The following is a 26,045-nucleotide window of genomic DNA, read 5'->3' on the forward strand; positions in this document are numbered from 1 at the left end:
TAACCCACGAAAATTTACCTTCCGAAGGGGCCCGCCATGCCAAAGCGTACTGACATCAAGTCAATCATGATCATCGGTGCAGGGCCCATTATTATCGGACAAGCCTGCGAATTCGACTATTCCGGCGCACAAGCCTGTAAAGCACTGCGCGAAGAAGGTTACCGGGTCATCTTGGTCAACTCGAACCCGGCGACGATCATGACCGATCCCGGGCTTGCCGACGCGACCTATATCGAACCGATCACACCCGAAGTCGTCGCAAAAATCATTGAAAAAGAACGCCCGGATGCGTTGTTGCCAACAATGGGCGGTCAAACCGGGCTGAACACATCCCTTGCGCTTGCGGATATGGGCGTGTTGGAAAAATACGGCGTCGAAATGATCGGCGCAAAACGCGAAGCCATTGAGATGGCCGAAGATCGCAAGCTCTTCCGCGAAGCGATGGATCGGTTGGGCATTGAAAACCCCAAAGCGACCATTATCACCGCCCCCAAAGGCGACGACGGTAAATTCGATATCAAAGCGGGTCTGCAGCTGGCCATCGACGCAATCGAATATGTCGGTCTGCCTGCGATTATCCGGCCCGCATTTACCCTTGGCGGCACCGGTGGCGGGGTGGCTTATAACCGCGAAGAATACGAACATTTCTGCCGGACAGGCATGGAAGCATCCCCAGTGGGGCAGATCCTTGTCGATGAATCGCTGCTCGGCTGGAAAGAGTTCGAGATGGAAGTCGTGCGCGACAAGGCCGACAATGCGATCATCGTCTGCGCAATTGAGAACGTCGATCCAATGGGTGTCCATACCGGCGACAGCATCACAGTCGCCCCTGCCCTGACCCTGACTGACAAAGAATATCAGGTCATGCGCACTCATTCGATTAATGTTTTACGCGAAATCGGCGTGGAAACTGGCGGATCAAACGTGCAATGGGCGGTGAACCCTGCCGACGGCCGCATGGTTGTGATTGAAATGAACCCGCGCGTGTCACGCTCATCCGCGCTGGCGTCCAAAGCGACAGGTTTTCCAATCGCGAAGATCGCAGCGAAACTGGCTGTAGGTTACACGCTTGATGAATTGGATAACGACATCACCGGGGTCACGCCAGCGTCGTTTGAGCCAACAATCGACTATGTCGTCACCAAAATTCCGCGCTTTGCCTTTGAAAAATTCGCAGGGTCTGAACCGCATCTAACCACGGCGATGAAATCTGTGGGCGAGGCGATGGCGATTGGCCGCACGTTCCACGAAAGCATGCAAAAGGCGCTGGCATCGATGGAAACCGGGCTGACCGGCTTTGATGACATCGACATCCCCGGCGCGCCAGAGGCCGCAGCGATCACCAAAGCATTGGCCAAACAAACACCTGACCGCATCCGTGTCATCGCCCAAGCGATGCGCCACGGGCTATCCGATGACGACATCCACGCAGTCACCAAATTTGATCCGTGGTTCCTTGCGCGTATCCGCGAAATTATCCAAACTGAAGCTGAGATCACCGTTAACGGCTTGCCAGTTTCCGAAGATGGGTTGCGCCGCGTTAAAATGATGGGCTTCACCGATGCGCGTCTAGCAAAACTGACCGGGCGCGACGAAGATCAGGTCCGCCGCGCGCGCCAAAACCTTGGTGTGAACGCAGTGTTTAAGCGCATTGATACTTGCGCGGCCGAATTCGAAGCACAAACGCCTTACATGTATTCCACCTACGAAAACCCAGTGATGGGCGAAGTAGAATGCGAAGCGCGCCCATCTGACCGCAAGAAAGTTGTCATTCTTGGCGGTGGACCGAACCGGATCGGTCAAGGGATCGAATTCGACTATTGCTGCTGCCACGCCTGTTTCTCGCTCACTGATCAGGGCTATGAAACCATCATGATCAACTGCAACCCCGAAACCGTGTCGACCGATTATGACACTTCGGACCGTTTGTATTTTGAGCCACTGACATTCGAACACGTCATGGAAATCATGCGTGTCGAGCAAGAAAACGGCACGCTACACGGCGTCATCGTACAGTTTGGCGGGCAAACGCCGCTCAAGCTTGCCAATGCGCTCGAAGAAGCTGGCATCCCGATCCTTGGCACCACGCCGGATGCGATTGATTTGGCCGAAGACCGTGAGCGGTTCCAAGACCTTGTAAACCGTTTGGGCCTGAAACAGCCTCATAACGGCATCGCATCAACAGACGCCGAGGCTTTTGAAATTGCGAAAGACATCGGCTTCCCGCTGGTCATCCGCCCCTCTTATGTTTTGGGTGGTCGTGCGATGGAAATCGTCCGTGATCAGGCGCAATTGGAACGCTATATCTCTGATGCGGTGGTCGTCTCAGGCGACAGCCCTGTATTGCTCGACAGCTATCTGTCTGGCGCGGTTGAGGTCGACGTGGATTGCCTGTCAGACGGGAAAAACACCCATGTCGCGGGCATCATGCAGCACATCGAAGAAGCTGGCGTACACTCTGGCGATAGCGCCTGTTCACTACCCCCCTATTCATTGTCCGATGCAATGATCGCAGAAATCCGCAAACAGACGGAGGCACTGGCGCTGGCATTGAATGTTATCGGATTGATGAACATTCAATTCGCGGTCAAAGACGAAACCGTCTACCTGATCGAAGTAAACCCGCGGGCATCGCGCACCGTGCCATTTGTTGCAAAGGCCACCGATTCAGCCATCGCATCTATTGCCGCCCGCTTGATGGCTGGTGAGCCGCTAACAAACTTCCCTCTGCGCGCCGCCTACCCCAAAGCCGAAGACCCGATGGATGTACTGCCGCTTGGCGATGCGTTCACATTGGCCGATCCAAATACACCTTGGTTCAGCGTAAAAGAGGCGGTTTTGCCCTTCGCTCGCTTCCCCGGAGTTGACACGATCCTTGGGCCAGAAATGCGCTCAACCGGCGAAGTTATGGGGTGGGCACGGTCATTCCCACGTGCGTTCCTCAAGGCGCAAATGGGAGCAGGCACCGAATTGCCGACCTCTGGTACTGTATTCCTGTCGATCAAAGACATGGATAAAACCGCCCAAATGGTCGAGGCCGCACAAATCTTGACCGAACTCGGCTTGTCTATCTCAGCGACACGCGGCACGGCAGCATGGTTGTCAGAAAACAATGTCCCCTGCGAGAACGTGAACAAAGTCTACGAAGGTGGGCTGACAATCGTTGACCGGCTCAAAGACGGGCACATCGCTTTGGTCATGAACACGACCGAAGGCGCGCAAGCCGTCGAAGACAGCCGCGAAATTCGCGCCGTCGCGCTCTACGACAAAATCCCTTACTTCACGACAGCCGCCGCGTCCCACGCAGCGGCACTTGCGATGCAGGCGCGCGCTGAAAGCGAAGTGATGGTGCGGAGTCTGCAAGGGGCTTAAGCCTTTCATCTTAATCGGGATCTCCCCGGCTGCGCCGGGGGGAGCCCAACAACGGGCGTCTGTCGCAAGGTCAGAAACCTACCACTGTGGACATCTGCAAGCGTCGCGCAATATGGTGGCCCAACGCAAAACGAGGGTTGCCATGCATAACGTCGCCATCACCGGAACCGGGCTGTTCACCCCATCCGAAATCATCACCAACGACGAATTGGTCGCGGCATTTAACGCCTACGCAGATCTTTGGAATGCCGAAAACGCCGCCGCGATTGACGCAGGCACAGTGCAGGCAAAATCCCATTCCTCGTCCGAATTTATCGTCGCCGCATCTGGGATCGAAAATCGCTATGTGCTTGATAAAGCTGGTGCGCTTGATCCAACCCGCATGTTCCCCCGGCTTGCCCAACGTTCAGATGATGCCCCCGGATATATGGCTGAAATCGGCGTCGATGCCGCGCAAAAGGCAATCGCCGCCGCAGGTCGCAGCGCCGCTGATGTTGACCTTGTGATCTGTGCCGCCTCGAATATGGAACGCGCCTACCCCGCCGTCGGCGTCGAAATTCAACAGCTTTTGGGCGCAGCTGGCTTTGCCTTTGATATGAATGTTGCCTGTTCAAGCGCGACGTTTGGCATCCAAACAGCCGCTGATATGATCCGCGCCGGGTCCATACGCTCTGCAATCGTTGTGAACCCGGAAATCTGTAGTGCGCACCTCGAATGGCGCGACCGCGATTGCCATTTCATCTTTGGCGACGTGGCCACCGCAACCTATCTTGAACGCGACGAAGGGATCAGTGGGCCACATTTCAAAGTCCTGTCGACCCGCTGCGCCACGCAATTCAGCAATAATATCCGCAATAACAACGGTTTCTTGCGCCGCGCCCATGACGCCATGGACGACCGCCGCGATATGCAATTCATGCAAAACGGCCGGAAGGTGTTCAAAGAAGTGTTACCACTGGTCAGCCAACACATTGCCGATCACCTAACTGAAACGGGTGTCGAAGCCGGCGATTTGCGCCGTCTTTGGCTGCATCAGGCCAATAAATCGATGAATGATTACATCGGGAAAAGAGTTTTGGGCCGCACCCCCGAACCCGACGAGCAGCCCAACGTCTTGCAAGACTACGCGAATACGTCCTCTGCGGGGTCGATCATCGCATTCAACAAATACTCGGGCGATCTCGCGCCCGGCGACAAAGGCTTGATTTGTTCGTTTGGCGCGGGCTATTCCGTTGGGTCAGTGATCGTTGAACGCTGTTAATTCTTGATTGGAGCACCAATGCAAAAATTTATTTTCCTCGCCGCCCTCCTTACCCTCGCAGCCTGTGGCGGCGTCCCAATTGTGCCGCTGATCTAACTGCTCACGCGTTTATGCAGGTCTTCTTGGGTCTCGACCCGTTCAGAATACCGGTCAGTTAACATCGCAGAACGCCCACGCGTCATCAAGGTAAAGCGCGCGAGTTCCTCCATCACATCGACGATCCGGTTGTACAGCGATGACGGCAGCATCCTCCCGCCTTCAAACTGCTTCCATGCCATCGGCACCGAGGATTGATTTGGGATCGTGATCAAGCGCATCCAGCGGCCCAAAATGCGCATTTGGTTTACTGTGTTAAACGATTGCGATCCGCCAGACACCTGGATCAACGCCAGCGTTTTTCCTTGTGTCGGCCGAATGCCACCGATTGGTGATAGTGGAATCCAATCAATAATCGTTTTCATGATCCCCGTCATTGCGCCGTGCCGTTCAGGGCTCGACCACACCATTCCCTCAGACCACATGACAAGTTCGCGCAGTTCGACAACCTTGGGGTGGGTGTCCTCTGCGTCGCCGGGCAAGGGTAACCCCGAAGGATCGAAAAACCGCGTTTCACAGCCAAGTGCGCGCAAGATCCGCGCGCCTTCCTCTGCACAAAGCCGCGAATAGCTAGTTTCGCGCAACGAACCATAAAGCAGCAGAATACGTGGCGCGTGCCCCGGATCATCCGCTGACACAAACGACGAAATATCTAGCGCCTGTAACGCATCTTTAACCAGATTTGGCATGTCGTTTTTATCCATGGCCTACCCTTTGTTTCGATTCACCTTGTCACTGCGCGATCTTCGCCGAGACGTCGAATATGCCGCGGCTATTCTATCTCCACTAAATGGGGACATGCATGCTGTCACCGAAAAACTAACCCTTTCCCGCCGTAAAAATCGCGCAGCGTTCCAAAAAATCCGGCACCGTGTTTTGGCGACTATCGGCTTGTGTCTTGCCAAGCCATCGGCCCCAGCGCTAATGAAGCCACATGGCAAAATTATACTTTAACTTTTCAACGATGAACGCGGGCAAATCGACCGTGCTTTTGCAGGCGTCCCACAACTATATTGAGCGCGGTATGCAAACCTACCTCATGATTGCACAGTTGGACAATCGTGCTGGCGCGGGCCGTATCGGCAGCCGTATCGGTATCGGCGCGGATGCAGATACATTTGCACCCTCCGAGGACCTCTTTGCAAAGATCAAGGCACGTCTTGACGCCGGGCCCTGTGCCTGTGTCTTTATTGACGAAGCGCAATTTCTAGAAGCCGATCAGGTTTGGCAATTGGCGCGCGCGGTCGATGATCTGGGAGTGCCCATCATGACCTACGGGCTACGGGTGGACTTTTTGGGAAAACTGTTTCCCGGCTCTGCTGCTCTTTTAGCATTGGCCGACGAAATGCGGGAAGTACGCACAATTTGCCATTGCGGAAAAAAGGCGACCATGGTCGTGCGCAAAGACGCAGCCGGGAATGTCATGAAAGACGGCGATCAGATAGTGATCGGTGGGAATGACCGCTACGTTTCACTTTGTCGCCGACATTGGCGTGAAGAAATGGGCGAGACGACAAAAGCCTAGCTCGCCATCCGGTCGTACGTCGGCGGAGCGAAACGGAAACCCGATAGTGCCCCCGATAGCCCAGTTGCACCCTGCGCCAACTGGTGCCCCATTGCCGTCATTTCTTCGCACATCGCAGCGTTGTGCTGCGTCGCACTGTCGAGCGTTTGCACCGCGTCGTTCAGATCGTGAACCACACCAGCCTGATTGTCGACAGACGTGGTAATATCACCGATCATTTCACTGGCCCGCGAAACTTGTTCGACGATACCGGCGAGCGCTTCACCAGCCGCATTCACAAGCTCAGACCCGTTTTCGACCTCTTGTGAACTTTTGAAGATAAGTTGTTTGACGCCCTGCGCCGCCTCTGATGTCCGTTGCGCCAATGCCCGCACTTCGGAGGCAACGACCGCAAACCCCCGTCCCGTTTCACCCGCACGTGCGGCTTCAACGCCGGCGTTCAAGGCAAGCAAGTTCGTTTGGAACGAGATGTCTTCGATGAGGCTGATAATATTGGATATTTCCGATGAAGATTGTTCAATACGCATCATCGCATCGACCGCTTTTTTAACAATTTCACCATTTTGAGCGGCGCTATCGCGCGCCTCTGACGCGGTGGTATTAGCTTGTTTTGCGCCGTCAGCGGTCTCGCGCAACGTTTTTGTCAGTTGCTGCAGGCTTTCCGCCGTCTTTGAGAGCGTCCCAGATTGCACCTCTGTCCGTTGGGCCAAATCATCCGCAGCACCCGAAAGTTCGCGCGCGCTCACGTTATATTCTTCGGATGTTTCAGTCGCCGTTTGGAGCACATCACGCAGGCTATAGACCAATTCATTGAAGTGTTGCCGCAAATCTTCGAATTGCGCAGGCAGTTCTTCATCAAGTGTTTGCGACAGATCTTGTTCTGACAATGTCTTAAGCCGCGCATTCAGCAGTTGCACAACCGATGTCGCCGCGTGCCGTTCTTGGGTTGCGTTTTGTTCAGCAAGTTCGCTGGCCCGCTGAGATTCTTGCATCGCGTCTCGTTGTAATATTAAGGCCTCATCCATTGTATTGCGCTGTAGAATGGACACCCCCAAAATAACGGTCTCCATGACTACGATACCAGCATGGATCATCGTGCGCGCAATAAACCCGCCCGTCATTTCAGGATACAACAGCGTTGGCATTGCAAGGCTCATCCCGAGGTGATGTACCGCAACGAATGCCGCAGACCCAAGCAGAACCTTGAAATCGTACATGACGGCGATCACCGCGAGCACCGCAAAATACATCATATGCGTATCAATTTGCCATGGATGCCCCTTAAACGCGACCGTCAGCGCCATGTTGAGAAGAAGAAGCACCGCGGCGAGCATTCCCTTTGCAGCACCCGGCAAGAAATAGACCGTCGCGACAGCAGCCCCAGCGGCAGCAATCGAAAAAACACCAAGCCCAATCGCTGCATTGCCGATCAATAATGCGCTCACGGGTGGCAATGGCGTAAGAACAGCCAAGAACCACAGCGCAAGGCGCACACCGCTTTGGTCTTTTGGATGCTGCGTCGAATCACTGTGCATTTGGGTCACCTATCTGTTGACAATCACCGCCGAAATTCAGGCGTTCGCCAGTTTATGGCCCAACAGATTTTAAGATTAGATGAACCGCACTAGTAAAAACTCTGCGGATCAATATCGATCGTGAGGCGCAGATTTGTTGACAGCCGAAATTGCCCTGCCCATTGCGCAAGCGCCTGTTGCAACGGCGCGGTCTTATCGGCCTTGACCAGAAGCCGCACTCGGTGCCGTCCGCGCACCCGTGCAATTGGTGCGGGCGCCGGCCCAAAAACCTGCGCGCCGATCCGGCGCAACGGCGCATCCCGCCGCGCCATTTCTGTTCCCAAATCAAAGACCTCTTGCACATTTGGGCTGCTGAGGATGATACCCGCCATGCGCCCGTAAGGAGGGACACCCGCCGCTTTGCGCTCGGCGGCTTCGGCGGCCCAAAATGCCTCTTCGTCGCCAGCCAAAATTGCGCGGATCACAGCATGTTCGGGCTGGTAGGTTTGCAACATCGCCTCGCCCGGTGTTTCTGCGCGCCCAGCCCGGCCAGCAACCTGCCGCATCAGTTGGAACGTGCGTTCCGCCGCGCGTAAATCGGACCCCTGCAGCCCCAAATCAGCATCGATCACACCGACTAAGGTAAGCTTGGGAAAGTTATGCCCTTTTGCGACCAGCTGCGTGCCAATAATAATATCTGTGCCGCCCTCGGCGATCTCTTCGATATGGGCCTTCATCGCGCGCGCAGAGCCATAAAGATCCGACGACAACACCGCGATCCGGGCCTCTGGGAACAGCGCGGCCACCTCTTCGCCCATCCGTTCGACACCTGGTCCAACGGCGCTTAGCCGGTCTTCAGCTTCGCAATGGGGGCACACGGTCGGCATTGGTTTGGTTTCACCACATTGGTGGCACATCAGACGTTTCAAAAACCGGTGTTCAACCATGCGTGCATCGCAGTGGTCACAGGCAATCTGGTGCCCGCAAGCCCGGCAAATCGTGATCGGTGCATACCCACGCCGGTTCAAAAACACGAGCGATTGCTCACCTCTTTCCAACCGCGCCGCGATGGCTGTGCGCAATGAAGGAGACACCCATTTCCCGCCGGGCAGGTCCTCGACACGCATGTCGATTGCCGTCATTTTTGGCAAAACGGCCGCTCCAAAGCGCGACTTCAGCTCAAGCCGTTTGTATTTGCCCGCCTCTACATTCGCCCAGCTTTCTAAACTTGGGGTCGCAGATGCCAAGACCACCTGCGCACCATTTATCGCGGCCCGCAGCACGGTCATATCGCGCGCATTATACAGCACGCCGTCCTCTTGCTTATAAGAGGTGTCATGTTCTTCATCGACCACGACCAGCCCAAGGTTTTGAAACGGTAGGAACAATGCAGAGCGCGCGCCAACGACCAATTGTGCATCGCCTTGGCCAACCATCCGCCAACAGCGGCGGCGTTCGGTCATGGTCACGCCAGAGTGCCATTCAGCCGGTTTCACACCGAAACGCGCCTCGACCCGGTTAATAAAATCGCCCGAGAGCGCAATTTCGGGCAATAGCACAAGCGCTTGACGCCCCATGCGCAGGCATTCGGAGACGGCTTCAAGATAGACTTCGGTTTTGCCCGATCCGGTCACGCCCTTCAGTAAGGTGGTGCCGTATTTATCGGTCCGCAGCGCCGCGCGCAGCATTTCTGCGCCAGCCGCCTGATCAGCGCTGAGTTCCTTACCCCCGTAATCAGGGTCCAATTTCGGATAGGGCGTGTCACGCGGGGCTTCTTCTTCGCGGATCGCGCCATGTTTGACCAACCCTTTGACCACGGATGCACCAACCCCGGCCATCTCGGCCAGTTCTTTTAGCGTGAACGACAGCCCGCCATAGTCGCGCAACACCGTCAGCACTTTTTCGCGCGCATCGGTCATGCGATCTGGAACACCATCAGCCAAACGGTACACTTTGCGCATCGATGGCGCATCCCCAAGTCCCGGCGCACGGGTGGCGAGGCGCAACATCGCATGCAGCGGGGTCAACGTATAGTCAGCGGCACGGGTCAAAAACACACGCATTTCTTCGCGCATGGGTGCCACATCCAACACACGGATCACCGCGCGTATTTTACTGCGGTCATAATCGCCCTGCCCCGCCCCCCAGACGACGCCCAACACCTTACGCGGGCCTAACGGAACCTCGACAAATGCACCCAGATGGCATCCGCCTTCGGGGGCTTTGTAATCCAGCAGCCGATCAAGCGGTTGCGCCGTCAAAACGCCAACCAACTCGCCTTCATGGAAATAGCTCTGTGTCATAACAACCTTTTGCGGGTTCACGGCTTGCCTGACATCAGGTAAACGCTGTCACAACAAACACCAACCCATAGGCGGAGTGAACCCATGAAGTTTTTCGTAGATACAGCCGAGATCGACCAGATCAAAGAATTGAATGACCTAGGCATGGTTGATGGGGTGACAACAAACCCATCGCTGATTGCAAAATCTGGACGTGACATTCTCGAAGTGACTAAAGAAATCTGTGATCTGGTTGATGGCCCGGTATCTGCCGAAGTCGTTGCACTCGACGCTGAAGGCATGATCGCCGAGGGTCGTAAGCTTGCAAAGATCGCGGACAACATCGCTGTGAAAGTACCGCTGACATGGGCGGGCCTTAAGGCGTGTAAAACACTTTCCGACGAAGGCACCATGGTCAATGTGACCCTGTGTTTCTCAGCGAACCAAGCGCTTTTGGCTGCCAAAGCAGGTGCCACATTCATCAGCCCGTTCATTGGCCGTTTGGATGACATCAACATCGACGGTCTCGATCTGATCGAAGACATCCGCACAATCTATGACAACTACGGTTTCGACACACAGATTTTGGCCGCGTCCATCCGCAACGCCAACCACATGTCAGATTGCGCCAAAATCGGCGCCGACGTGGCAACCGCACCGCCAGCCGTGATCAAAGGTATGGCCAACCACGTGCTGACCGACAAAGGTTTGGCCGGGTTCATGGCCGACATCGAAAAAGCAGGTATTAAGATTCTGTAAGTGAAGATTGCCGCCAAGTTGCCTGTGGGTGGCTTGGCGGCTGGATACCAGAAAACCGGAGATGAAATTGCATACATTCCTTATGCAAGTGAAAACCTTCTGGGCGAAACTTGATCTCTTCACCGCATTCCTGTTCGGCGCATTTTGTGGGTTTCTAACTTGTATGTTGCCTGCGTTGATACTGCCTTGGCCGGCGGCATTTTTTGGAATGTTTTTATATTTTTTGTTTCATATGTGGTTTTGCATATCACTTATGATCTTGATTTTCTCAAAATCCGAAAGAGATCGGCAAATTGGTCGTGGGTACACTCCCCGACAGGCGATTAGGATTTACATGTATCGAACGAAATATAGCTTGTTTTGTACCGGATGGTTCTGCGTACTGATCTTGTCGATTGGTGTGCTGGAAACAGGATAGACCTTCGCTTTCGAGTTTCAGTTGATCGTAGGCGCCATATTTATCTTACTCTTTGTCGGAATGGGCCTTGCCCGCATGCACGAAGCGAATGGCGGCGCACTCTAGATCCGCCCCTGGCAATGCCGCTCTTACGCCTGTTTTAAATGCGCAATGGTGTTAGTCTCGCCTAATCGCTGACGGGAAGGCTGCCACGATTTCTGCAAGCGCGGAAACCGCGATGAAGGATGCGTCGCGCAGTGATGGAACCAGCCCGATCGGGCCGCGCAGCCGTGACAGGGCACCCTCCGACACACCCATTTGGCGCAGGGTCTCGCATCTGAGCGCATGCGTCCTTTGGCTGCCCAAACTACCGACAAAATGCGCATCCGTAGCGAGAGCAGACTTCAAAAGGCCCGGTTCCCAATCATGATCATGAAACAGTGTTAAAAACGCTGAGTGCGCATCCAATTGATCCAGAGCGCCGGCCTGATCATGCGTCGTCAAATGCAAAGGCGGGTGCTTGGCTAGATGACCAATCGCGTCGAGATCCAGGCGATCGGGTGAAGCAAGGCCAATATGGAACCCGGATGCGTGCCCCGCTTGCGCAAGGGTCCGAAAAATGGCTCCACGCCCGGCAAGATAAAGCTGAACAGGCGGGGCATAAGTGAACCGCCGGGTGACAAGTTCGCCCTGCACATCGGCCGAAAAAGCAAGCGTCACGGCTTGGCGCGCATCAAAACCTTGCTTTGCCGCCAAAAGCGCATTGATATCGGGGTTCGGGTCAATAAGTACGTCCAGCGCACCACCACATGGCAGCTTAAGATCGGCAAAACGCGATCCATCGCCATAGCGGATCAGGGTTTTATCCCCCGATTGCAAGGCGGCTACCCCATGCAGTTGAATATCGCGGTCAATACAACCATTCGACAAATACCCGGTCATCGCGCCGCTTTCAGCGACCAAAGCCAAGGAGCCGACCTCGCGGGCGGCACCACCTTCGATGGCGAGCGAAGTGATCAAGGCGAACCTTTGCCCGTCCTTGATCAGCTCTGCGGCTTTGGTGATGATGTCAGCCGCGTGTTCGGCGTAAGTTAACACCTCAGGCGGAGACGTCTTCATTCACAACATCCGCGAAGGATTTAAAGAACTTCGCCGCCAGTTTTTTCGCCGTGCTTTGGATCAAACGGCTGCCCAATTGGGCCAGTTTGCCGCCGATATCGGCCTTGGCCTCGTAGCGCAGGGTCGTTGTCTCAGCATCGGTCGCGATCAGCGTGACGTCCGCACCGCCTTTGGCGTGCCCGGCAGCGCCGCCATTGCCTTGGCCTGTCAACGAAAACGCATCAGGCGCCCCGCCCGTGTCCAATTGCACATTGCCACTAAAGCGGGCCTTTACAGGGCCAACCTTCAGCACGACTTTTGCTTCGAGTTCGGTGTCTGAGTGTTTGATTAGCTCTTCGCAGCCCGGAATACATTGTTTGAGAATTTCAGGGTCATTGAGCGCCGCATACACCCGTTCTTGTGATGCGTTGATGACGATTTCATCAGAGAGTTCCATGTAAGGGTCCTTTTCTTAGCAACAGGGAAATTTGATAGTCGCGAGCGTCTCGATTTGCTCTGGCGTCGGGGCGAGCTTGCGACGCAGACGTGCGATTGCGTGTTTAAGTTTTTTCATACTGTGGCCTCCTTGAATGTGCTGTGCAACGCCGCATAGGCGGCTGGCGTGTCAACATCGGCGTAAAAGCCGGGGTTTGGCAGCGCGTGAAACTGAACCTGTTCAGGATGCGCGCGGGTGAAGGATTTGCAGCCCGGCGCGCGTGGGTCTTCAAGCAGCCTTGCGCGCAAGTTTTCAGGAATAAAAATTGGATTTCCGCGTTGTCCTTGCCACTTCGGGATCGCGATTTTATTGCCCCCAATCGCGGCATGTGCTGCAATCAATTGCCTAAGGTCTGCCGGGCTTAATCGCGGCTGATCGCCAAGCCCGATAAACAGCGTTCCCTTTGCGCCTGCACGACGCAACCCGCACACAACAGAGCTGACCTGCCCTTGCACAAAATCGGGGTTAAAACAGATTTCGGCGGGGCAATCGCGCAAGGCATCTTCGACCTGTGCAGCCTCATGGCCGGTGACCACCAAAACAGATTGGCCAGTCGCGGCATGGTAGGTTGCGACCATATGCCGGATCATTGGTACGCCACCAATGGGCAGCAGCAATTTATTGCGCGCGCCCATCCGTGTTGACAGACCTGCCGCCAGTAAGATCGTGCCGATCTCAGTCATGGTCTGCCACCACTGCGGACCGACGCGTTTGCACCAGCTCTGCCAATATGGACAACGCGATTTCTTCGGGGGTGACGGCACCAATATCCAGCCCTGCCGGGGCCTTCACGCGGGCGACAGCATCCGCATCACAGCCTGCGGCGATCAGTTTTTCCGACAGGCTCACAAATTTGCGCGCACTGCCAACGAAGGCAATATAGCCCGAAGGTTGCGACAGCGCCGCTTTCAGCGCATCCAGATCCCCTTGTCCTTGGGTCGCCACTACCACGCATTTTATTGGTGGCTGGTTGCCTTCACTTGCCGCAGGCGGGGCACTCGCGACAGTCCACTGAAACCGCGGAGCCAATTCACATAGTGCTTGCGCCACTGGCGATGCGCCTAAGACCAATAGCTGCGGCATGGGTATGCAAGGTTCAATGAAAATATCAACGGTCCCGCGTGACGGGCACCCATTGCGAGCAAACCGCGTGCCTGCGACTTCCTCGCCCGGGGCGACGCCCATCTGCTCCAACATATCTTCTGGGGTGACGGATACCAATTGTGGTCTCCCCTCTTCTAAGGCGCGCAAGGTCGCTTGTTTCACCGCCCCGCGCGTGCAGCCCCCACCTAGCCAGCCGCGCAAGATCGTCCCATCCGCGCCAAGCAAGGCTTTGGCCCCCGGTTTCGCCGCAGTGGACCCCGCCGTGCGCACGATTGTGGCAAAGGCAAAGGGTTCATCCTTGGCGCGCAAGGCTTGCGCCGCTTCGGCCAAATCAGACGAGAGAACTTCAGCAGGGGTCATAACGCACCTAATTCACGGTCAAGGGCGGCCAAATCATTCAAGGTGTTGGCCGCGCTAAACAAATCTAGATGTGGCACGGCAGCTGCCATGCCTGACGCCACAGGCGCGTAATCTTTCCAGCCTTTCAACGGGTTTAACCAGATGATTTTGCAGCCACGTTTTTTCAGCCTCTTCAGTGCTGCACTGATAATCTCGGGCGGCTCCGTGTCGTATCCATCCGATAAGATCATCACCACAGAGCGCCCGTCCACAAAACGTTTCGCATAGGTCTGCGCGAATAAATCAAGCGACGGGCCGATCTTTGATCCACCGCCAAACCCATCCGCCATCAAGGACATCCGCCCTATCGCACGCATCGCATCTTTGTCGCGCAGTGCTTCGGTGATCCGCACAAGCCGGGTGTGAAACAGATAAGCATCTGCGGTAGTATCGGCGCGCATCAACCCCGATAGAAATCCCAAAAAAACCTGCGCATAGATAGTCATCGACCCCGAGACATCGCAAAGCGCCACGATTTTACGTGGGCGGTCAGGGCGGCGCTTATGGAGCAAGTGCAACGGCTCTCCGCCCGTTGCAAGACTGCGGCGGATGGTCTTGCGAAAATGCAGCCTGTCGCCTTTGCGCGCGGCAATCCGGCGCCGTGACCGACGGTCGCGCAACGCAGCGCCAAGCCGACGCGCGACAACTTCGGCAGCGGCGATATCTTCAGGACGGACGAGATCGCGCAGGTCTTTGCGCGATAGGTTACGCAATTCGGTCGCGATCAGCTTTCCGGTCCCATCGCTTTCAGCGTCACCATCGCCATCGTCTGGCGCGCTGGCGCTGCCTGCAGCCCCGGCATCTTCGCCCTTGGCGTCGCGTGACGAATGCACATCATCGCTTGTAGGGCTTGATTGGCTGGGGACGATCTTTTGTTTGACCCGCCCTGCATCCATCCAAAAACTATCGAACAAGGCATCAAATTGTTCGGCCTCCTCCTTGCAGCCCGTGCAGACGGCCCGCAAGGCGCGCCGTGCCTCTTCTGGGGCGCTGGCGTTGACGAGGCGAAGCGCGCATAGTGCCATATCCGCCTCGGCCACACCAAGCCGCAAACCGTTGTCACGCAAATGCCCGATAAACCCGGCGACCCGCGCACGCGGTCCCGGATCACGCCCTGCGAATTTGGTGACCCGGCTCATGCGGCTTTACCTGCGAAACGCCCGGCGACTTCGGGTGTGATCTGCGCCTGATCGCTTTGCGTCTTAAGCAAGGTTGTCAACGTCGCCTGCAACGCAGCCGGGTCGCTGGTTAGATCCGCAATGCCCAGCCCCATCAGAGCCGCAGCGAAATCCAACATCTCGGCCACGCCAGGGGTTTTTTCCAGTTCTTCTTCGCGCAGTTTTTGCACAAACCCAATCACTTGTGCGCCAAGCTGGGCATCGATCTGCGGACAGCGTGCCTTCAGGATCGCAAGTTCGGTCTCGCGGTCCGGATATTCCACGTAGGTATAAAGACAACGCCGCCGCAGCGCGTCTGAGAGGTCGCGGGTGCCGTTTGATGTCAAAATCACAAGCGGCCGCGTGATCGCCGTGATCGTGCCAAGCTCAGGGATAGAGACCTGAAAATCAGACAGGATTTCTAACAGATAGGCTTCGAATTCTTCATCCGCACGGTCGATTTCGTCAATCAGCAAAACCGGTGGCACGTCTTGGCTGATCGCTGCGAGCAGCGGGCGTTCGAGCAAAAATTCGCGCGAAAAGATGCGGTCTTCGACCGTTTTACCGGTTTCACCCGCCTCTGCCGCAGCACGGATGCTGAGCAACTGACGCTGGTAATTCCATTCATAGATGGCTTGGGACGCATCCAGCCCCTCATAGCATTGCAAGCGGATCAGCTGCGTGTCTTTCACTGCTGACAGGGTACGCGCAATCTCAGTTTTGCCGACGCCAGCAGCGCCTTCTAACAACAAAGGCCGCCCAAGTGACAAGGCCAGTTGCAAAGCAACGCTCAGGTCGTCAGATGCGACGTATCCTTCGCGCCCCAGCGCGGTTTGTAGGTCAGTCCAAGTCATCAAAATTCTCCGCGTTGGGTGGGGCGTGCGCCCCACCCAGACTTTGGTTTAGTCGTGCAGGCCCAGCTCATTTGCGGTTTTCCAAATCCGCCAGTGATCATGCGGCATATTGGTATGCGTGTTGCCAAAGGCACGGAACGCATCCTGCACCGCGTTTGAGAAACATGGTACGCCACCGACATGCGGGCTTTCGCCGACGCCCTTTGCCCCAATCGGGTGATGTGGGCTAGGGGTGACCGTGTAATCGGTCTCGTAGTTGGGGACCTCCCACGCGGTTGGCAGGAAAAAGTCCATCAATGTGCCCGTTTTGCAATTCCCCATTTCGTCATAGGCAATCTCTTGGCCCAAGGCGACGGCGAGCGCTTCGGTCAAGCCGCCATGCACCTGACCTTCGATAATCATCGGGTTGATCCGTGTCCCACAATCATCAAGCGCGTAGAAACGCCGGATATCTGGCACGCCGGTATCCACATCAATATCCATGACACAGATATAAGCCCCGAACGGATAGGTCATATTGGGCGGGTCATAATAGCTGACCGCCTCAAGCCCCGGTTCAATCCCCGGGATGGCCTGATTATAGGCGGCAAAGGCGATTTCCTTCATCGTTTTGAACTTTTCTGGCGCGCCTTTGACAACAAACCGATCCACGTCGAATTCCACGTCATTGTCGTGAACTTCAAGCAGGTAAGCCGCGATCATCTGCGCCTTGGCGCGGATTTTGCGCCCCGCCATCGCCGTGGCCGCCCCTGCCACCGGGGTTGACCGCGACCCATAAGTCCCAAGCCCATAAGGCGCAGTGTCGGTATCGCCTTCTTCAATGGTGATACTGTCGGCAGGCAGTCCGATTTCAGAGGCAAGGATTTGCGCAAATGTTGTCGCGTGTCCTTGGCCTTGGGAAATCGTGCCCAACCGTGCAATCGCGGATCCGGTCGGGTGGATCCGGATTTCACAGCTGTCGAACATGCCAAGCCCAAGAATATCGCAATTCTTGACCGGTCCAGCGCCGACAATCTCAGTAAAGAATGACAGGCCGATGCCCATCAGTTTGCGCGTTTTACCAGCCTTGAAATCTGCGACACGTTGCGCCTGCTCTGCGCGCAGCCCATCGTAATCAACGGCTTTTAGCGCCTTATCCCATGCGGTGTGATAATCGCCTGAATCGTATTCCCAGCCCAGCGCTGCTGTGTAAGGGAATTGTTCCTTTTTGATAAAGTTGATCCGGCGCAGTTCGGCCGCGTCCATGTTCAACTTAATCGCCAGAACTTCGATCATCCGTTCAATGAAATAGACGGCCTCGGTCACGCGGAATGAACAGCGGTACGACACGCCGCCGGGGGCTTTGTTGGTGTAGACACCATCCACCGCCAGATAGGCCGTTGGGATGTCATAAGACCCTGTGCAGATGTTCATAAAACCCGCCGGGAATTTGGTCGGGTCAGCACAGGCATCAAAGCCGCCATGATCCGCGGTCACATGGCAATGCAGCCCTGTGATTTTACCTTCGGGGGTCGCGGAAATCTTGCCTTTCATCCAATAGTCACGGGCAAAGGCCGTGGTCATCAGATTGTCCATACGGTCTTCGATCCATTTGACCGGCTTACCCGTCACGATGGATGCTACAACCGAACAGACATAGCCCGGATAAGCGCCAACCTTGTTGCCGAAACCGCCGCCGATATCAGGCGAAATCACCCGGATATTGTGTTCTTCAATGCCCGAAATAAGCGAGACAATCGTACGGATCGCATGCGGTGCTTGGAAGGTTCCCCAAAGCGTTAGCTTACCGTTGACCTTATCCATTGACGCCACACAGCCGCAGGTTTCAAGCGGGCACGGGTGGGTGCGGTGGTAGTACATCTCTTCTTCTGCGACGACATCCGCGTTCGCGATAACCTCTTCGGTCGGGGCTTTATCGCCAGCTTCCCAAGTAAAGATGTGGTTGGGATGCTTACGGGGGCCGTGGGCACCATCGGTGGCTTTGCCGTTTTCATCGACCGTATCTTCGCGCAAGATCACATCTGATTGCAGCGATTTAAACGGGTCTACAATGACCGGCAGTTCTTCATAGTCGACCACGACGGCTTCGATCCCGTCGGCAGCGGCATAGCGATCTTCGGCCACAACATAGGCGACCTCTTGGCCCTGAAACAGAACTTTGCCGTCAGCAAGCACCATCTGTTTGTCGCCCGCCAATGTCGGCATCCAATGCAGGCCAAGCGGTTCCAGATCAGCCGCCGTCAGCACGGCCAAAACGCCGGGCACTTCTAATGCGGCTGCAATGTCAATATTCGTGATCCGGGCATGCGCATAAGGAGAGCGCACAAAATCGCCAAACAGCATCCCGTCAAGTTTCACGTCATCGACATAGTTGCCTTTGCCTTGGGTAAAGCGCGCGTCTTCAACCCGTTTGCGTGAACACCCCATACCTTTGAGGTTATCAACGCGTTCCTCGCGTGTAATTTCGTCCTTCATTCTGCGGCCTCCTTGGCTGCATTCATTTCAGACGCAGCGGCCTGAATGGATTTCACAATGTTCTGGTATCCCGTGCAGCGGCAGATATTGCCGGCCATGCCGAATCGAATTTCTTCTTCGGTTGGGGTGGGGTTTTCTTCCAGAAGCTTGGTCGCGCGGGTGATCATACCCGGCGTGCAATAGCCGCATTGTAGCCCGTGGTGTTCTTTGAACGCCTCTTGCAACGGGTGCAGATCATCGGGGCCACCGATACCTTCGATGGTGGTGATCTCTTTGCCGTCGGCTTGGGCTGCGAACATGGTGCAGGATTTGACAGATTTTCCGTCAATCGTGACCGTACATGCGCCGCAATGGGACGTCTCGCAACCGATGTGCGGGCCAGTGATGTTCAGCCGTTCGCGCAGGGTATAGATCAACAATTCGCGCGGCTCCGCGAGAAATTCCTCGGCCTTGCCGTTCACATTCAATTTGATGTGCATCTTATTCGACATAATAAATCTCCCTTACGCCCGCGACCAAGCGCGTGTGATGGCACGCTGCAAAATGACGCCCGCCACATGGTTTTTGAATGCGACCGGACCGCGGTTGTCTTCGACCGGGTCGATGTCGCCAAGCATCGCGTCAATTGCGGCTTTGATCGCCGCATCATCCACCGCCGTTCCAACCAATGCGGCAGAGGCCGCTTCGGAATAGACCGGGATATCGCTCAGGTTTGTCATCGCGATGGATGCCGATGTGCAGGTGTCACCATCTTTGGTGATCTGCACCGCAGCGGCCGCTGTCGCGTAATCACCAATCTTACGTTTCTGCTTTTCATAGGCATATCCACCGCTGGGCATCGGGATCGTCACGCGGGTCAGAACTTCGTCATCTTCGCGGGCGGTCATATAAGCTGCTTCATAGAATTCACGCGCTGCGATGTCGCGTTCGCCGTCTGGACCGACAACGCTAAATGTCGCATCCAAACATTGCATCAGCCCCGGCATGTCATTGCCCGGATCGCCGTTCGCTACATTGCCACCGACAGTGCCCATGTAGCGCACCTGCGGGTCAGCGATTTGCAAAGCCGCTTCGCTAAGGATCGGGGCCTTGGTTCCCAGCGCTGCGTGATCAATGATCTGCGCTTGGGTGACCATCGCGCCAATCACAATTTTATCCGCATCAATCGCAATGTCAGACATGCCGCCAACATCTTGTAGATCGATCAAATGAGGCACATCGGCCATGCGCAGTTTCATCATCGGGATCAGGCTGTGGCCCCCCGCCATGACGCGCGCATCATCGCCATGTTCCTCAAGGATCGACAGCACGGCGGCCATGTCCTTGGGTCGGTAATAATCAAATGCCGCTGGAATCATCGGCTCTCCTCCCTAAAAAGCGTGTGTTCTGGCTAAGGAGAAGTAGGGCATACGCGGGTATGCGATGGCTTTAGGAAATCAATGAAAAACAGGTATTTTGCACGAAATGCGCGTCAGGTCGCACGAGTTGCACCCAGCTGCGACGCCAAGGCATCTTGTATTGGCTTGAGCTTGGAGCGGCTAACGGGCGCGGGCGGCAAATCTGTCCCATTGAAGACGCAGCGCCCTTTATCTTTCGTCCGCTCAAACCGCGCGACCCGGTCCGGGTTCACCAGATAGCTACGGTGGGTTTGTAAAAATCCCGTTGGCAAAAGCCGTTTCGTCGCCTCTGTGATCGGCCAAACGCAAAATAGACGCTCTTGGTCAGTGTAGACCTGCGTGTAATGGCCATCGGCGCGCACGAAGGCCACTTCGCTCGGCGAAATAAAAACTTTACCACCGTCCCGTTCGCATGGGATTTGTAGGCGCGACGGTTGGTGATCTTCTGGCGCTTCAGGCTTCTTGTTCGCTGGCACAATCAAATAGGTGACGCTGACCCAAAGGCACGCCCCGAAAATGACAAAGCTGAAGAAAATAACGCCAAGGGCCAGCGTCTCATTGCTCATCGACGGGCCAAATTCAGCACCGCTTGGCACGGCGACAAAGTTGGTGCCCGCCATCGCGAGGAAATGAACAGAACACACTGCAATCGCAAAACATAAGGTACCCAGCAAAATGTTGCGGTTTGTGCGTTTGCCGTAAGCGATTCCAAAGGCCAAGATACAAAGCCCAATCGCAACGATCGACGACAGCGCCACGCCCAAAGGGGAATAGACCGCGCGGCATAGCTCTAGCCCTGCCATCCCGATGTAGTGCATCACCAAAATGCCAACTCCGACGATACCGCCAGCCAGCGTGATCGTGGCGGGGGTGCGGGGCGCGAAATGCAAAATGATCAACGCGGCACCGACGATCAAGATCGCCGTCAGTGCGGAAACAAGCGTGATCGCCGCATCATAGTAAAATAATGTCGGAAGCTGCAGCCCCAGCATCGCGACGAAATGCATTGCCCAAATACCGCCGCCAAGCGCGACAGCTGCAAGTGTGATTAAAGCCTTTTTATGGATCTCGGATTTCGTCGACAGCGCGCGGGTCATCGATAACCCTGTAAACCCCGCAGCCAAAGCAACCACACAGGCCATTACAACCAAAAACGCGTCATGATCAACGTCAAGAAATTCCATGTTCGCAACTTGACCAAAAAACATGCACTTGGCAAATGCTATAGTTGAAAAGCCTTGCACGTTTTCAATATCGCACCGCACCCACGCCATAACGCGTGTACGGCTACATCCCCGATGTGCGCCCCAAAAGTCACCCTTTCATACCGCGCAAAAATAGTTGCGGAACCGCGCGCCGTGACCTGCTACTGTTTGTGAAAAACATAAGAGCAGCCTGATGAGTACACCCGAGATGGATGAGCAAACCCGCGAAAAGATCATCGCGAACCCGAACCTCTTGCTTGAGGATCACGATATTATGCGCGCCCTTGTGGGCGGCAATGATGACAATATGGGCGGCAATATTGTTGACCTGCGTGGCATCGCAATGGAACGGCTTGAGGCGCGGTTTGATCGGCTTGAAGACACGCACCGCAACGTCATTGCCGCAGCCTATGATAATCTGGCGGGCACCAACCAAGTACACCGCGCCATTCTGCGCATGATGGACGCCCAGACGTTTACTGCCTTTCTCGAAGACCTGACTGGCGATGTGGCCAATACCCTGCGCGTCGATGCGATCCGGTTGGTTCTGGAAAGCGCAGATCCAGAAACCGACAGCAACATGGGCTCAGCCGTCGCCGTGGTGCCCGAAGGGTTTATCGACGATTATATCACCCTTGGTCGCAACATGCCGGTCCGCCAAATCACTCTGCGCAAATTCGATAACTCTGGCGCTAGTCTTTATGGTGAGCGTGCGGGCTATATTCAATCTGAAGCCTGCCTAAAGCTGGACCTCGGTACGGGCAATCGCCCCGGCATGCTGATCATGGGATCAGAAGACCCGCAGCAATTCAGCGCCCAACAAGGCACGGATCTGCTGACCTTCTTCACCGGCGTGTTTGAACGGGTCATGCAGCGCTGGCTGGGATAGCTGCGATGATCTCTGCGGCGCTCACGGATATGTTGGCAAAGTGGCTGGACCATCAGCGCGCTTTATCAGGCGCGGCGGATAACACGCTCAAAGCTTATCAGGCGGACGTGATGGGGTTTTTAGCCTTTATGACACACCACCATGGGGGTGGTCTGGGGCTGGAACCAATTGCCGCGATTTCAACGCGCGACATGCGGTCATGGATGGCGCATGAACGCGGGCGCGGTGTGGGCGCGCGGTCTTTGGCGCGATCATTATCGGCGGTGAAATCATTCTACCGCTGGCTGTCCGAACGCGAAGATTTTGAACCTACTGCCGTTCTTTCGACGCGGTCACCAAAGTTTCAAAAGAAACTCCCCCGCCCCTTAGCCGAAGACGCCGCCGCCGCGATGATCGATACTGTTGAGCTGCAAGCCCGCGCGTCTTGGATCGCCGCCCGCGACGGCGCGGTGATCACCCTGCTTTACGGCTGTGGACTGCGTATCTCCGAGGCGCTCAGCCTGACCGGCGCGGACGTGCCATTGCCTCCGGTCCTGCGGATCAAAGGGAAAGGCGATAAAGAACGGATCGTTCCCGTCATCGATGTCACCCGCGAAGCCGTGGATGCCTATGTTGCGCAATGCCCCTACCCGCTTGAACCACTTGCACCGCTGTTTCGTGCAGTACGTGGCGGGCCACTCGCCCCGCGTGCGATCCAAAAAGTTATGGCACAAACGCGCATGCAGCTTGGCCTGCCTGCAACCGCCACGCCCCACGCGATGCGCCACTCCTTTGCGACGCATTTGCTATCCGCAGGCGGTGATCTGCGCACGATCCAAGAACTTCTGGGACATGCGTCCCTATCGACCACCCAAGCTTATACGGCTGTCGATTCCGCACGTCTGATGGAAGTCTACGACAAGGCCCACCCTAAGGCATGACTAACCGATTGCCCTGCAGTTGAATTTCGACCATATCGTCATGATGGATATTCGCACCAAAGCCCTTTCTGTCCACTTTCTAACAGCCACCGGCGCGGTTTTTGCCATGTTGGCAATGTTGGCCGCCGTTGACGAAAAATGGAATCTGATGTTCCTCTGGCTTGTCGTCGCGTTTTTTGTCGATGGGATCGATGGACCTTTGGCGCGCCGCTATGATGTGAAAAAGAACGCGCCGATCTTTGACGGGGTCCTGTTGGATCTGATTATCGACTACCTGACCTATGTCTTTGTACCCGCCTACGCGCTGTTCAAATCAGGGCTTCTCCCCGGCTGGACGGGGTGGTTTTCAATTATCATCATCACCTTTGCCTCTGCGATGTATTTTTCGGATACACGCATGAAGACGAAAGACAATTCTTTCTCTGGCTTTCCGGGCTGCTGGAATATGCTGGTGCTGGTGATCTTTGCGCTCACCCCGGATTTTTGGGTTTCACTCTTGCTTGTGGCGAGCCTCGCAATTGCGATGTTCTTGCCGTTGAAATTCGTCCACCCTGTGCGTACCGAACGTTGGCGTGTCGTGACATTACCGATGGCGCTGGCCTGGACAGCATTTGCGGGATGGGCGGCGTGGGTGGATTTTCATCCTGACAGCGCAGCACATTGGGGGCTGATCGTAACATCTGTTTACCTACTTTTGGCGGGAGTCGCACAACAAATACTGCCAGAAAAATCCGAGACCTAAATTTCCCTTAGGGAAATGTTATCTCTCGTGCTATAGTTGTGTCATTATTATACGACTTCTCGGATTGAGAGATATTTTGATGAAAGCGCAAAAGCAGATACCGCCTCAGCGTGCCGCGCAGCCGCGCGCACCCAAAACTGGCGGACCGTTGCAGCGCGCGGCAGATGACAGCGCAGCTTCCCAATCACTCACAGAACTGCAACTGATGGCCGACGCCCGCCCCACCGTTCAGCGGGCAGAAGACGATGAATTTCAAGCAAAATTCATACAACGCGCCGAAGCACCCGCACCAAAGGCAAACAATACCGGGCTGCCGGACAATCTGAAATCCGGGATCGAAAACCTGTCGGGCATGTCGATGGACCACGTACGCGTCCACCGCAATTCTGACAAACCCGCAGCGGTTCAGGCACACGCCTACGCGCAAGGCAGCAACATCCACCTTGGCCCCGGCCAAGAACAACACCTCCCGCACGAGGCGTGGCATGTCGTGCAACAGGCGCAAGGCCGCGTGAAACCAACGATGCAGATGAAAGGCGTCGCAGTAAATGATGACGCGGGCCTAGAGCATGAGGCCGACGTGATGGGCGCGAAGGCTGCACAATTAGGGAGTACAAAAGAAATAGTGGCTTCATCTGTTCATCGTACGACCAATACCGCTACTTGTAGCGGGGATGGGAGCTTAAATTCTTCAGTTCAGCGAGTAGCAGGCCATAATGGGCTCGACGAATTTAAGGCTGCCATCCACGAAGGGTCAGGTAAGGCTGAGGCAATTGCGACAAGTCTCTATGCGTTCAATGGTTCCGGGGATGGAGATTACGCGATCGATACAAAGACCAAAATACGTCAAGCGGCGCTTGATTTTGGTTACCCAGCTGAACACGCGCAGCGGCTTTCTGACAAAAATCCGTATCAGGATACCGATATCGCGACCAATACGACTCTTAATGGCGGTGTTCAGGGAAGTGCCCCTAATAGAAAAGCAAATGCCGAAAGCTTCGAATTCAGCGCAACGATTCAAACAAACGACAGTGATACCGTCAGTCGCCATCAACTGAATTTCGATAATGACTATCAAGAAGATGGTGAAGCAAGCATGAACTATAATGCGCGTAACCCAGCTTTAGCGAACTTTTATGCCAGCAACGTTGTCGAAGTTCAGCGTGGCGTCGTCGGCGCGGCTTTTGGTGGTAGCTCCGGCGGTGGACTTGTTGCAGTGACGCAAGTAACCAGATCAGACGTCCAGTCTGTAAATGGACGGGAATGGTGGGACCGTCTTCCTGCGACGGGAGGGACAAAATTTAGAAAACTGACTGATCTCGAGCTACAGGATTTTCTGAAAAACACGGATAATGGGAAAAGTACGGTCAGCGCGTTTCGTGGGCAATACGACGTAGTAACTGGAGAGACCGTGGTCTATAGCGCGAGTGACTTGGACAAGTTTTCGGTTAAACTAGGTCTTACGCCGGTCTAGCCATGTTGCGATCAAACGTTTCAATAGTACGCCTCGCGATCACGGCGCCGTCGGGAACGATGATAGGCAAACGGTATCGCTAAGCTGTCACAGCCGTTACGAACAAAAGCCATATTCAAATCAACAACCCCGCCGCCCTCTCCAACCGCAATAGCGCCACTTTCGCGTCCACGCCGCCTTCGCCGGAATAGCCACCTAAACCCTGCGCTCCTAGGACGCGATGGCATGGGATCAGGATGGCTATTGGGTTGGCGCCGCAGGCTTGTCCGATGGCTTGGGCAGAGACACTCAGCGATTTGGCTAAGTCTCCGTAGGTCCGTGTTTCGCCGTAGGGAATGGCGCATAGAGCTGCGTAGAAAGCATGCTGAAACTGCGTCCCGCGTGGTGCAAGGGGCACGGTAAATTCAGTCAGCTTGCCGGCAAAATATGCAGCCATTTCGGCGCGCGCTTGATCAAAAAGCGGCCCCTTTCTCAGCGTCCCCGCCCGCCCCCAATACAGCGCAGTAATCGCGCCATCCGCCGCGTCGACACCCAGCGCGCCGACAGGCGAGGTTTCACAAATCAACCCGCTCATATTGGTTTCCTTTGGGTCGCTGCGACCCGCGCCTTGATAACATCGACGACGGGCT

General features: G+C 55.6%; 22 protein-coding genes. 8 read left to right on the forward strand and 14 right to left on the reverse strand.

Annotated elements, in window-relative coordinates:
• The first annotated feature begins 36 nt into the window (after positions 1 to 36).
• The gene (gene carB, locus Yoon_RS08850) at positions 37 to 3,372 is read left to right on the forward strand and encodes a carbamoyl-phosphate synthase large subunit (protein WP_238111806.1); all 3,336 of its coding nucleotides are present in this window, start codon (positions 37 to 39) and stop codon (positions 3,370 to 3,372) included.
• A 142-nt stretch (positions 3,373 to 3,514) separates the two neighbouring features.
• Positions 3,515 to 4,633, forward strand: coding sequence for a beta-ketoacyl-ACP synthase III (locus tag Yoon_RS08855; protein WP_238111808.1), 1,119 nt, complete (start codon positions 3,515 to 3,517; stop codon positions 4,631 to 4,633).
• Positions 4,634 to 4,725: 92 nt separating this feature from the next.
• Here Yoon_RS08855 and arsH read toward each other — a convergent pair whose 3' ends face one another.
• Entirely contained in the window at positions 4,726 to 5,433 is a 708-nt protein-coding gene (arsH, locus tag Yoon_RS08860; RefSeq protein WP_238111810.1) for an arsenical resistance protein ArsH, read from the reverse strand.
• A gap of 230 nt (positions 5,434 to 5,663) precedes the next feature.
• Here arsH and Yoon_RS08865 point away from each other — a divergent pair, with 230 nt between their 5' ends.
• The gene (locus tag Yoon_RS08865) at positions 5,664 to 6,254 is read left to right on the forward strand and encodes a thymidine kinase (RefSeq protein WP_238111811.1); all 591 of its coding nucleotides are present in this window, start codon (positions 5,664 to 5,666) and stop codon (positions 6,252 to 6,254) included.
• Here Yoon_RS08865 and Yoon_RS08870 read toward each other — a convergent pair.
• Both Yoon_RS08870 and Yoon_RS08875 read right to left on the reverse strand, forming a co-directional pair.
• The gene (locus Yoon_RS08870) at positions 6,251 to 7,789 is read right to left on the reverse strand and encodes a methyl-accepting chemotaxis protein (RefSeq protein ID WP_238111812.1); all 1,539 of its coding nucleotides are present in this window, start codon (positions 7,787 to 7,789) and stop codon (positions 6,251 to 6,253) included. The two genes, Yoon_RS08865 and Yoon_RS08870, sit on opposite strands and share 4 nt — an antisense overlap.
• An 89-nt stretch (positions 7,790 to 7,878) precedes the next feature.
• The gene (locus tag Yoon_RS08875) at positions 7,879 to 10,071 is read right to left on the reverse strand and encodes a primosomal protein N' (RefSeq protein ID WP_238111813.1); all 2,193 of its coding nucleotides are present in this window, start codon (positions 10,069 to 10,071) and stop codon (positions 7,879 to 7,881) included.
• A gap of 84 nt (positions 10,072 to 10,155) precedes the next feature.
• Here Yoon_RS08875 and fsa point away from each other — a divergent pair, with 84 nt between their 5' ends.
• Positions 10,156 to 10,809, forward strand: coding sequence for a fructose-6-phosphate aldolase (gene fsa / locus Yoon_RS08880; protein ID WP_238111814.1), 654 nt, complete (start codon positions 10,156 to 10,158; stop codon positions 10,807 to 10,809).
• Between the two features lie 574 nt (positions 10,810 to 11,383).
• On the opposite strand, the gene Yoon_RS08885 is transcribed toward fsa, so the two are convergent.
• The 10 genes from Yoon_RS08885 to Yoon_RS08930 form a co-directional block, all read right to left on the reverse strand.
• Positions 11,384 to 12,325 (reverse strand): XdhC family protein, encoded by a 942-nt coding sequence (locus Yoon_RS08885; protein ID WP_238111815.1) that lies wholly within the window; start codon positions 12,323 to 12,325, stop codon positions 11,384 to 11,386.
• Positions 12,306 to 12,761 (reverse strand): CoxG family protein, encoded by a 456-nt coding sequence (locus tag Yoon_RS08890; RefSeq protein WP_238111816.1) that lies wholly within the window; start codon positions 12,759 to 12,761, stop codon positions 12,306 to 12,308. The genes Yoon_RS08885 and Yoon_RS08890 overlap by 20 nt, the downstream gene beginning before the upstream one ends.
• Positions 12,762 to 12,874: 113 nt before the next feature.
• Entirely contained in the window at positions 12,875 to 13,483 is a 609-nt protein-coding gene (locus Yoon_RS08895; RefSeq protein ID WP_238111817.1) for an NTP transferase domain-containing protein, read from the reverse strand.
• A complete protein-coding gene (locus Yoon_RS08900; protein ID WP_238111818.1) occupies positions 13,476 to 14,264 on the reverse strand; it encodes an XdhC family protein in 789 nt (262 codons plus the stop codon). The genes Yoon_RS08895 and Yoon_RS08900 overlap by 8 nt, the downstream gene beginning before the upstream one ends.
• On the reverse strand, positions 14,261 to 15,442 hold the full coding sequence (locus Yoon_RS08905; RefSeq protein WP_238111819.1) for a VWA domain-containing protein: 1,182 nt from the start codon (positions 15,440 to 15,442) through the stop codon (positions 14,261 to 14,263). Before Yoon_RS08905 ends, Yoon_RS08900 begins: the two co-directional genes overlap by 4 nt.
• A complete protein-coding gene (locus Yoon_RS08910) occupies positions 15,439 to 16,314 on the reverse strand; it encodes a MoxR family ATPase (RefSeq protein WP_238111820.1) in 876 nt (291 codons plus the stop codon). Before Yoon_RS08910 ends, Yoon_RS08905 begins: the two co-directional genes overlap by 4 nt.
• 48 nt (positions 16,315 to 16,362) lie before the next feature.
• Positions 16,363 to 18,789, reverse strand: a complete 2,427-nt coding sequence (locus tag Yoon_RS08915) for an aerobic carbon-monoxide dehydrogenase large subunit (RefSeq protein WP_238111821.1) — start codon at positions 18,787 to 18,789, stop codon at positions 16,363 to 16,365.
• The gene (locus Yoon_RS08920) at positions 18,786 to 19,280 is read right to left on the reverse strand and encodes a (2Fe-2S)-binding protein (protein WP_113775465.1); all 495 of its coding nucleotides are present in this window, start codon (positions 19,278 to 19,280) and stop codon (positions 18,786 to 18,788) included. Before Yoon_RS08920 ends, Yoon_RS08915 begins: the two co-directional genes overlap by 4 nt.
• Before the next feature lie 12 nt (positions 19,281 to 19,292).
• A complete protein-coding gene (locus Yoon_RS08925) occupies positions 19,293 to 20,147 on the reverse strand; it encodes a xanthine dehydrogenase family protein subunit M (RefSeq protein ID WP_238111822.1) in 855 nt (284 codons plus the stop codon).
• A 113-nt stretch (positions 20,148 to 20,260) separates the two neighbouring features.
• On the reverse strand, positions 20,261 to 21,370 hold the full coding sequence (locus Yoon_RS08930) for an MHYT domain-containing protein (RefSeq protein ID WP_238111823.1): 1,110 nt from the start codon (positions 21,368 to 21,370) through the stop codon (positions 20,261 to 20,263).
• Positions 21,371 to 21,584: 214 nt separating this feature from the next.
• On the opposite strand from Yoon_RS08930, the gene Yoon_RS08935 reads away from it, so the two are divergent.
• The 4 genes from Yoon_RS08935 (at position 21,585) to Yoon_RS08950 (ending at position 25,416) form a co-directional block, all read left to right on the forward strand.
• Entirely contained in the window at positions 21,585 to 22,280 is a 696-nt protein-coding gene (locus tag Yoon_RS08935) for a DUF484 family protein (RefSeq protein ID WP_238111824.1), read from the forward strand.
• Positions 22,281 to 22,285: 5 nt separating this feature from the next.
• Positions 22,286 to 23,200, forward strand: a complete 915-nt coding sequence (locus Yoon_RS08940; protein WP_238111825.1) for a tyrosine recombinase XerC — start codon at positions 22,286 to 22,288, stop codon at positions 23,198 to 23,200.
• Positions 23,201 to 23,243: 43 nt separating this feature from the next.
• On the forward strand, positions 23,244 to 23,942 hold the full coding sequence (locus Yoon_RS08945; RefSeq protein WP_238112220.1) for a phosphatidylcholine/phosphatidylserine synthase: 699 nt from the start codon (positions 23,244 to 23,246) through the stop codon (positions 23,940 to 23,942).
• A 79-nt stretch (positions 23,943 to 24,021) separates the two neighbouring features.
• Complete coding sequence (locus Yoon_RS08950) at positions 24,022 to 25,416, forward strand: DUF4157 domain-containing protein (protein WP_238111826.1); 1,395 nt, start codon at positions 24,022 to 24,024, stop codon at positions 25,414 to 25,416.
• Between the two features lie 115 nt (positions 25,417 to 25,531).
• On the opposite strand, the gene Yoon_RS08955 is transcribed toward Yoon_RS08950, so the two are convergent.
• Positions 25,532 to 25,990, reverse strand: coding sequence for a methylated-DNA--[protein]-cysteine S-methyltransferase (locus Yoon_RS08955; RefSeq protein WP_238111828.1), 459 nt, complete (start codon positions 25,988 to 25,990; stop codon positions 25,532 to 25,534).
• Positions 25,991 to 26,045 lie beyond the last annotated feature (55 nt).

Origin of the sequence: Yoonia sp. I 8.24, assembly GCF_022096995.1 — a bacterium.
Taxonomy (GTDB): domain Bacteria; phylum Pseudomonadota; class Alphaproteobacteria; order Rhodobacterales; family Rhodobacteraceae; genus Yoonia.

Coding starts and splice junctions, on each gene's coding strand:
- Yoon_RS08875 (WP_238111813.1), bottom strand. CDS start 10,071: ATGACACAGAGCTATTTCCATGAAGGCGAGTTGGTTGGCGTTTTGACG.
- Yoon_RS08865 (WP_238111811.1), top strand. CDS start 5,664: ATGGCAAAATTATACTTTAACTTTTCAACGATGAACGCGGGCAAATCG.
- arsH (WP_238111810.1), bottom strand. CDS start 5,433: ATGGATAAAAACGACATGCCAAATCTGGTTAAAGATGCGTTACAGGCG.
- Yoon_RS08925 (WP_238111822.1), bottom strand. CDS start 20,147: ATGATTCCAGCGGCATTTGATTATTACCGACCCAAGGACATGGCCGCC.
- Yoon_RS08940 (WP_238111825.1), top strand. CDS start 22,286: ATGATCTCTGCGGCGCTCACGGATATGTTGGCAAAGTGGCTGGACCAT.
- Yoon_RS08930 (WP_238111823.1), bottom strand. CDS start 21,370: ATGGAATTTCTTGACGTTGATCATGACGCGTTTTTGGTTGTAATGGCC.
- Yoon_RS08905 (WP_238111819.1), bottom strand. CDS start 15,442: ATGAGCCGGGTCACCAAATTCGCAGGGCGTGATCCGGGACCGCGTGCG.
- Yoon_RS08870 (WP_238111812.1), bottom strand. CDS start 7,789: ATGCACAGTGATTCGACGCAGCATCCAAAAGACCAAAGCGGTGTGCGC.
- Yoon_RS08885 (WP_238111815.1), bottom strand. CDS start 12,325: ATGAAGACGTCTCCGCCTGAGGTGTTAACTTACGCCGAACACGCGGCT.
- Yoon_RS08910 (WP_238111820.1), bottom strand. CDS start 16,314: ATGACTTGGACTGACCTACAAACCGCGCTGGGGCGCGAAGGATACGTC.
- Yoon_RS08950 (WP_238111826.1), top strand. CDS start 24,022: ATGAAAGCGCAAAAGCAGATACCGCCTCAGCGTGCCGCGCAGCCGCGC.
- Yoon_RS08855 (WP_238111808.1), top strand. CDS start 3,515: ATGCATAACGTCGCCATCACCGGAACCGGGCTGTTCACCCCATCCGAA.
- carB (WP_238111806.1), top strand. CDS start 37: ATGCCAAAGCGTACTGACATCAAGTCAATCATGATCATCGGTGCAGGG.
- Yoon_RS08895 (WP_238111817.1), bottom strand. CDS start 13,483: ATGACTGAGATCGGCACGATCTTACTGGCGGCAGGTCTGTCAACACGG.
- Yoon_RS08955 (WP_238111828.1), bottom strand. CDS start 25,990: ATGAGCGGGTTGATTTGTGAAACCTCGCCTGTCGGCGCGCTGGGTGTC.
- Yoon_RS08945 (WP_238112220.1), top strand. CDS start 23,244: ATGGATATTCGCACCAAAGCCCTTTCTGTCCACTTTCTAACAGCCACC.
- Yoon_RS08935 (WP_238111824.1), top strand. CDS start 21,585: ATGAGTACACCCGAGATGGATGAGCAAACCCGCGAAAAGATCATCGCG.
- fsa (WP_238111814.1), top strand. CDS start 10,156: ATGAAGTTTTTCGTAGATACAGCCGAGATCGACCAGATCAAAGAATTG.
- Yoon_RS08920 (WP_113775465.1), bottom strand. CDS start 19,280: ATGTCGAATAAGATGCACATCAAATTGAATGTGAACGGCAAGGCCGAG.
- Yoon_RS08890 (WP_238111816.1), bottom strand. CDS start 12,761: ATGGAACTCTCTGATGAAATCGTCATCAACGCATCACAAGAACGGGTG.
- Yoon_RS08900 (WP_238111818.1), bottom strand. CDS start 14,264: ATGACCCCTGCTGAAGTTCTCTCGTCTGATTTGGCCGAAGCGGCGCAA.
- Yoon_RS08915 (WP_238111821.1), bottom strand. CDS start 18,789: ATGAAGGACGAAATTACACGCGAGGAACGCGTTGATAACCTCAAAGGT.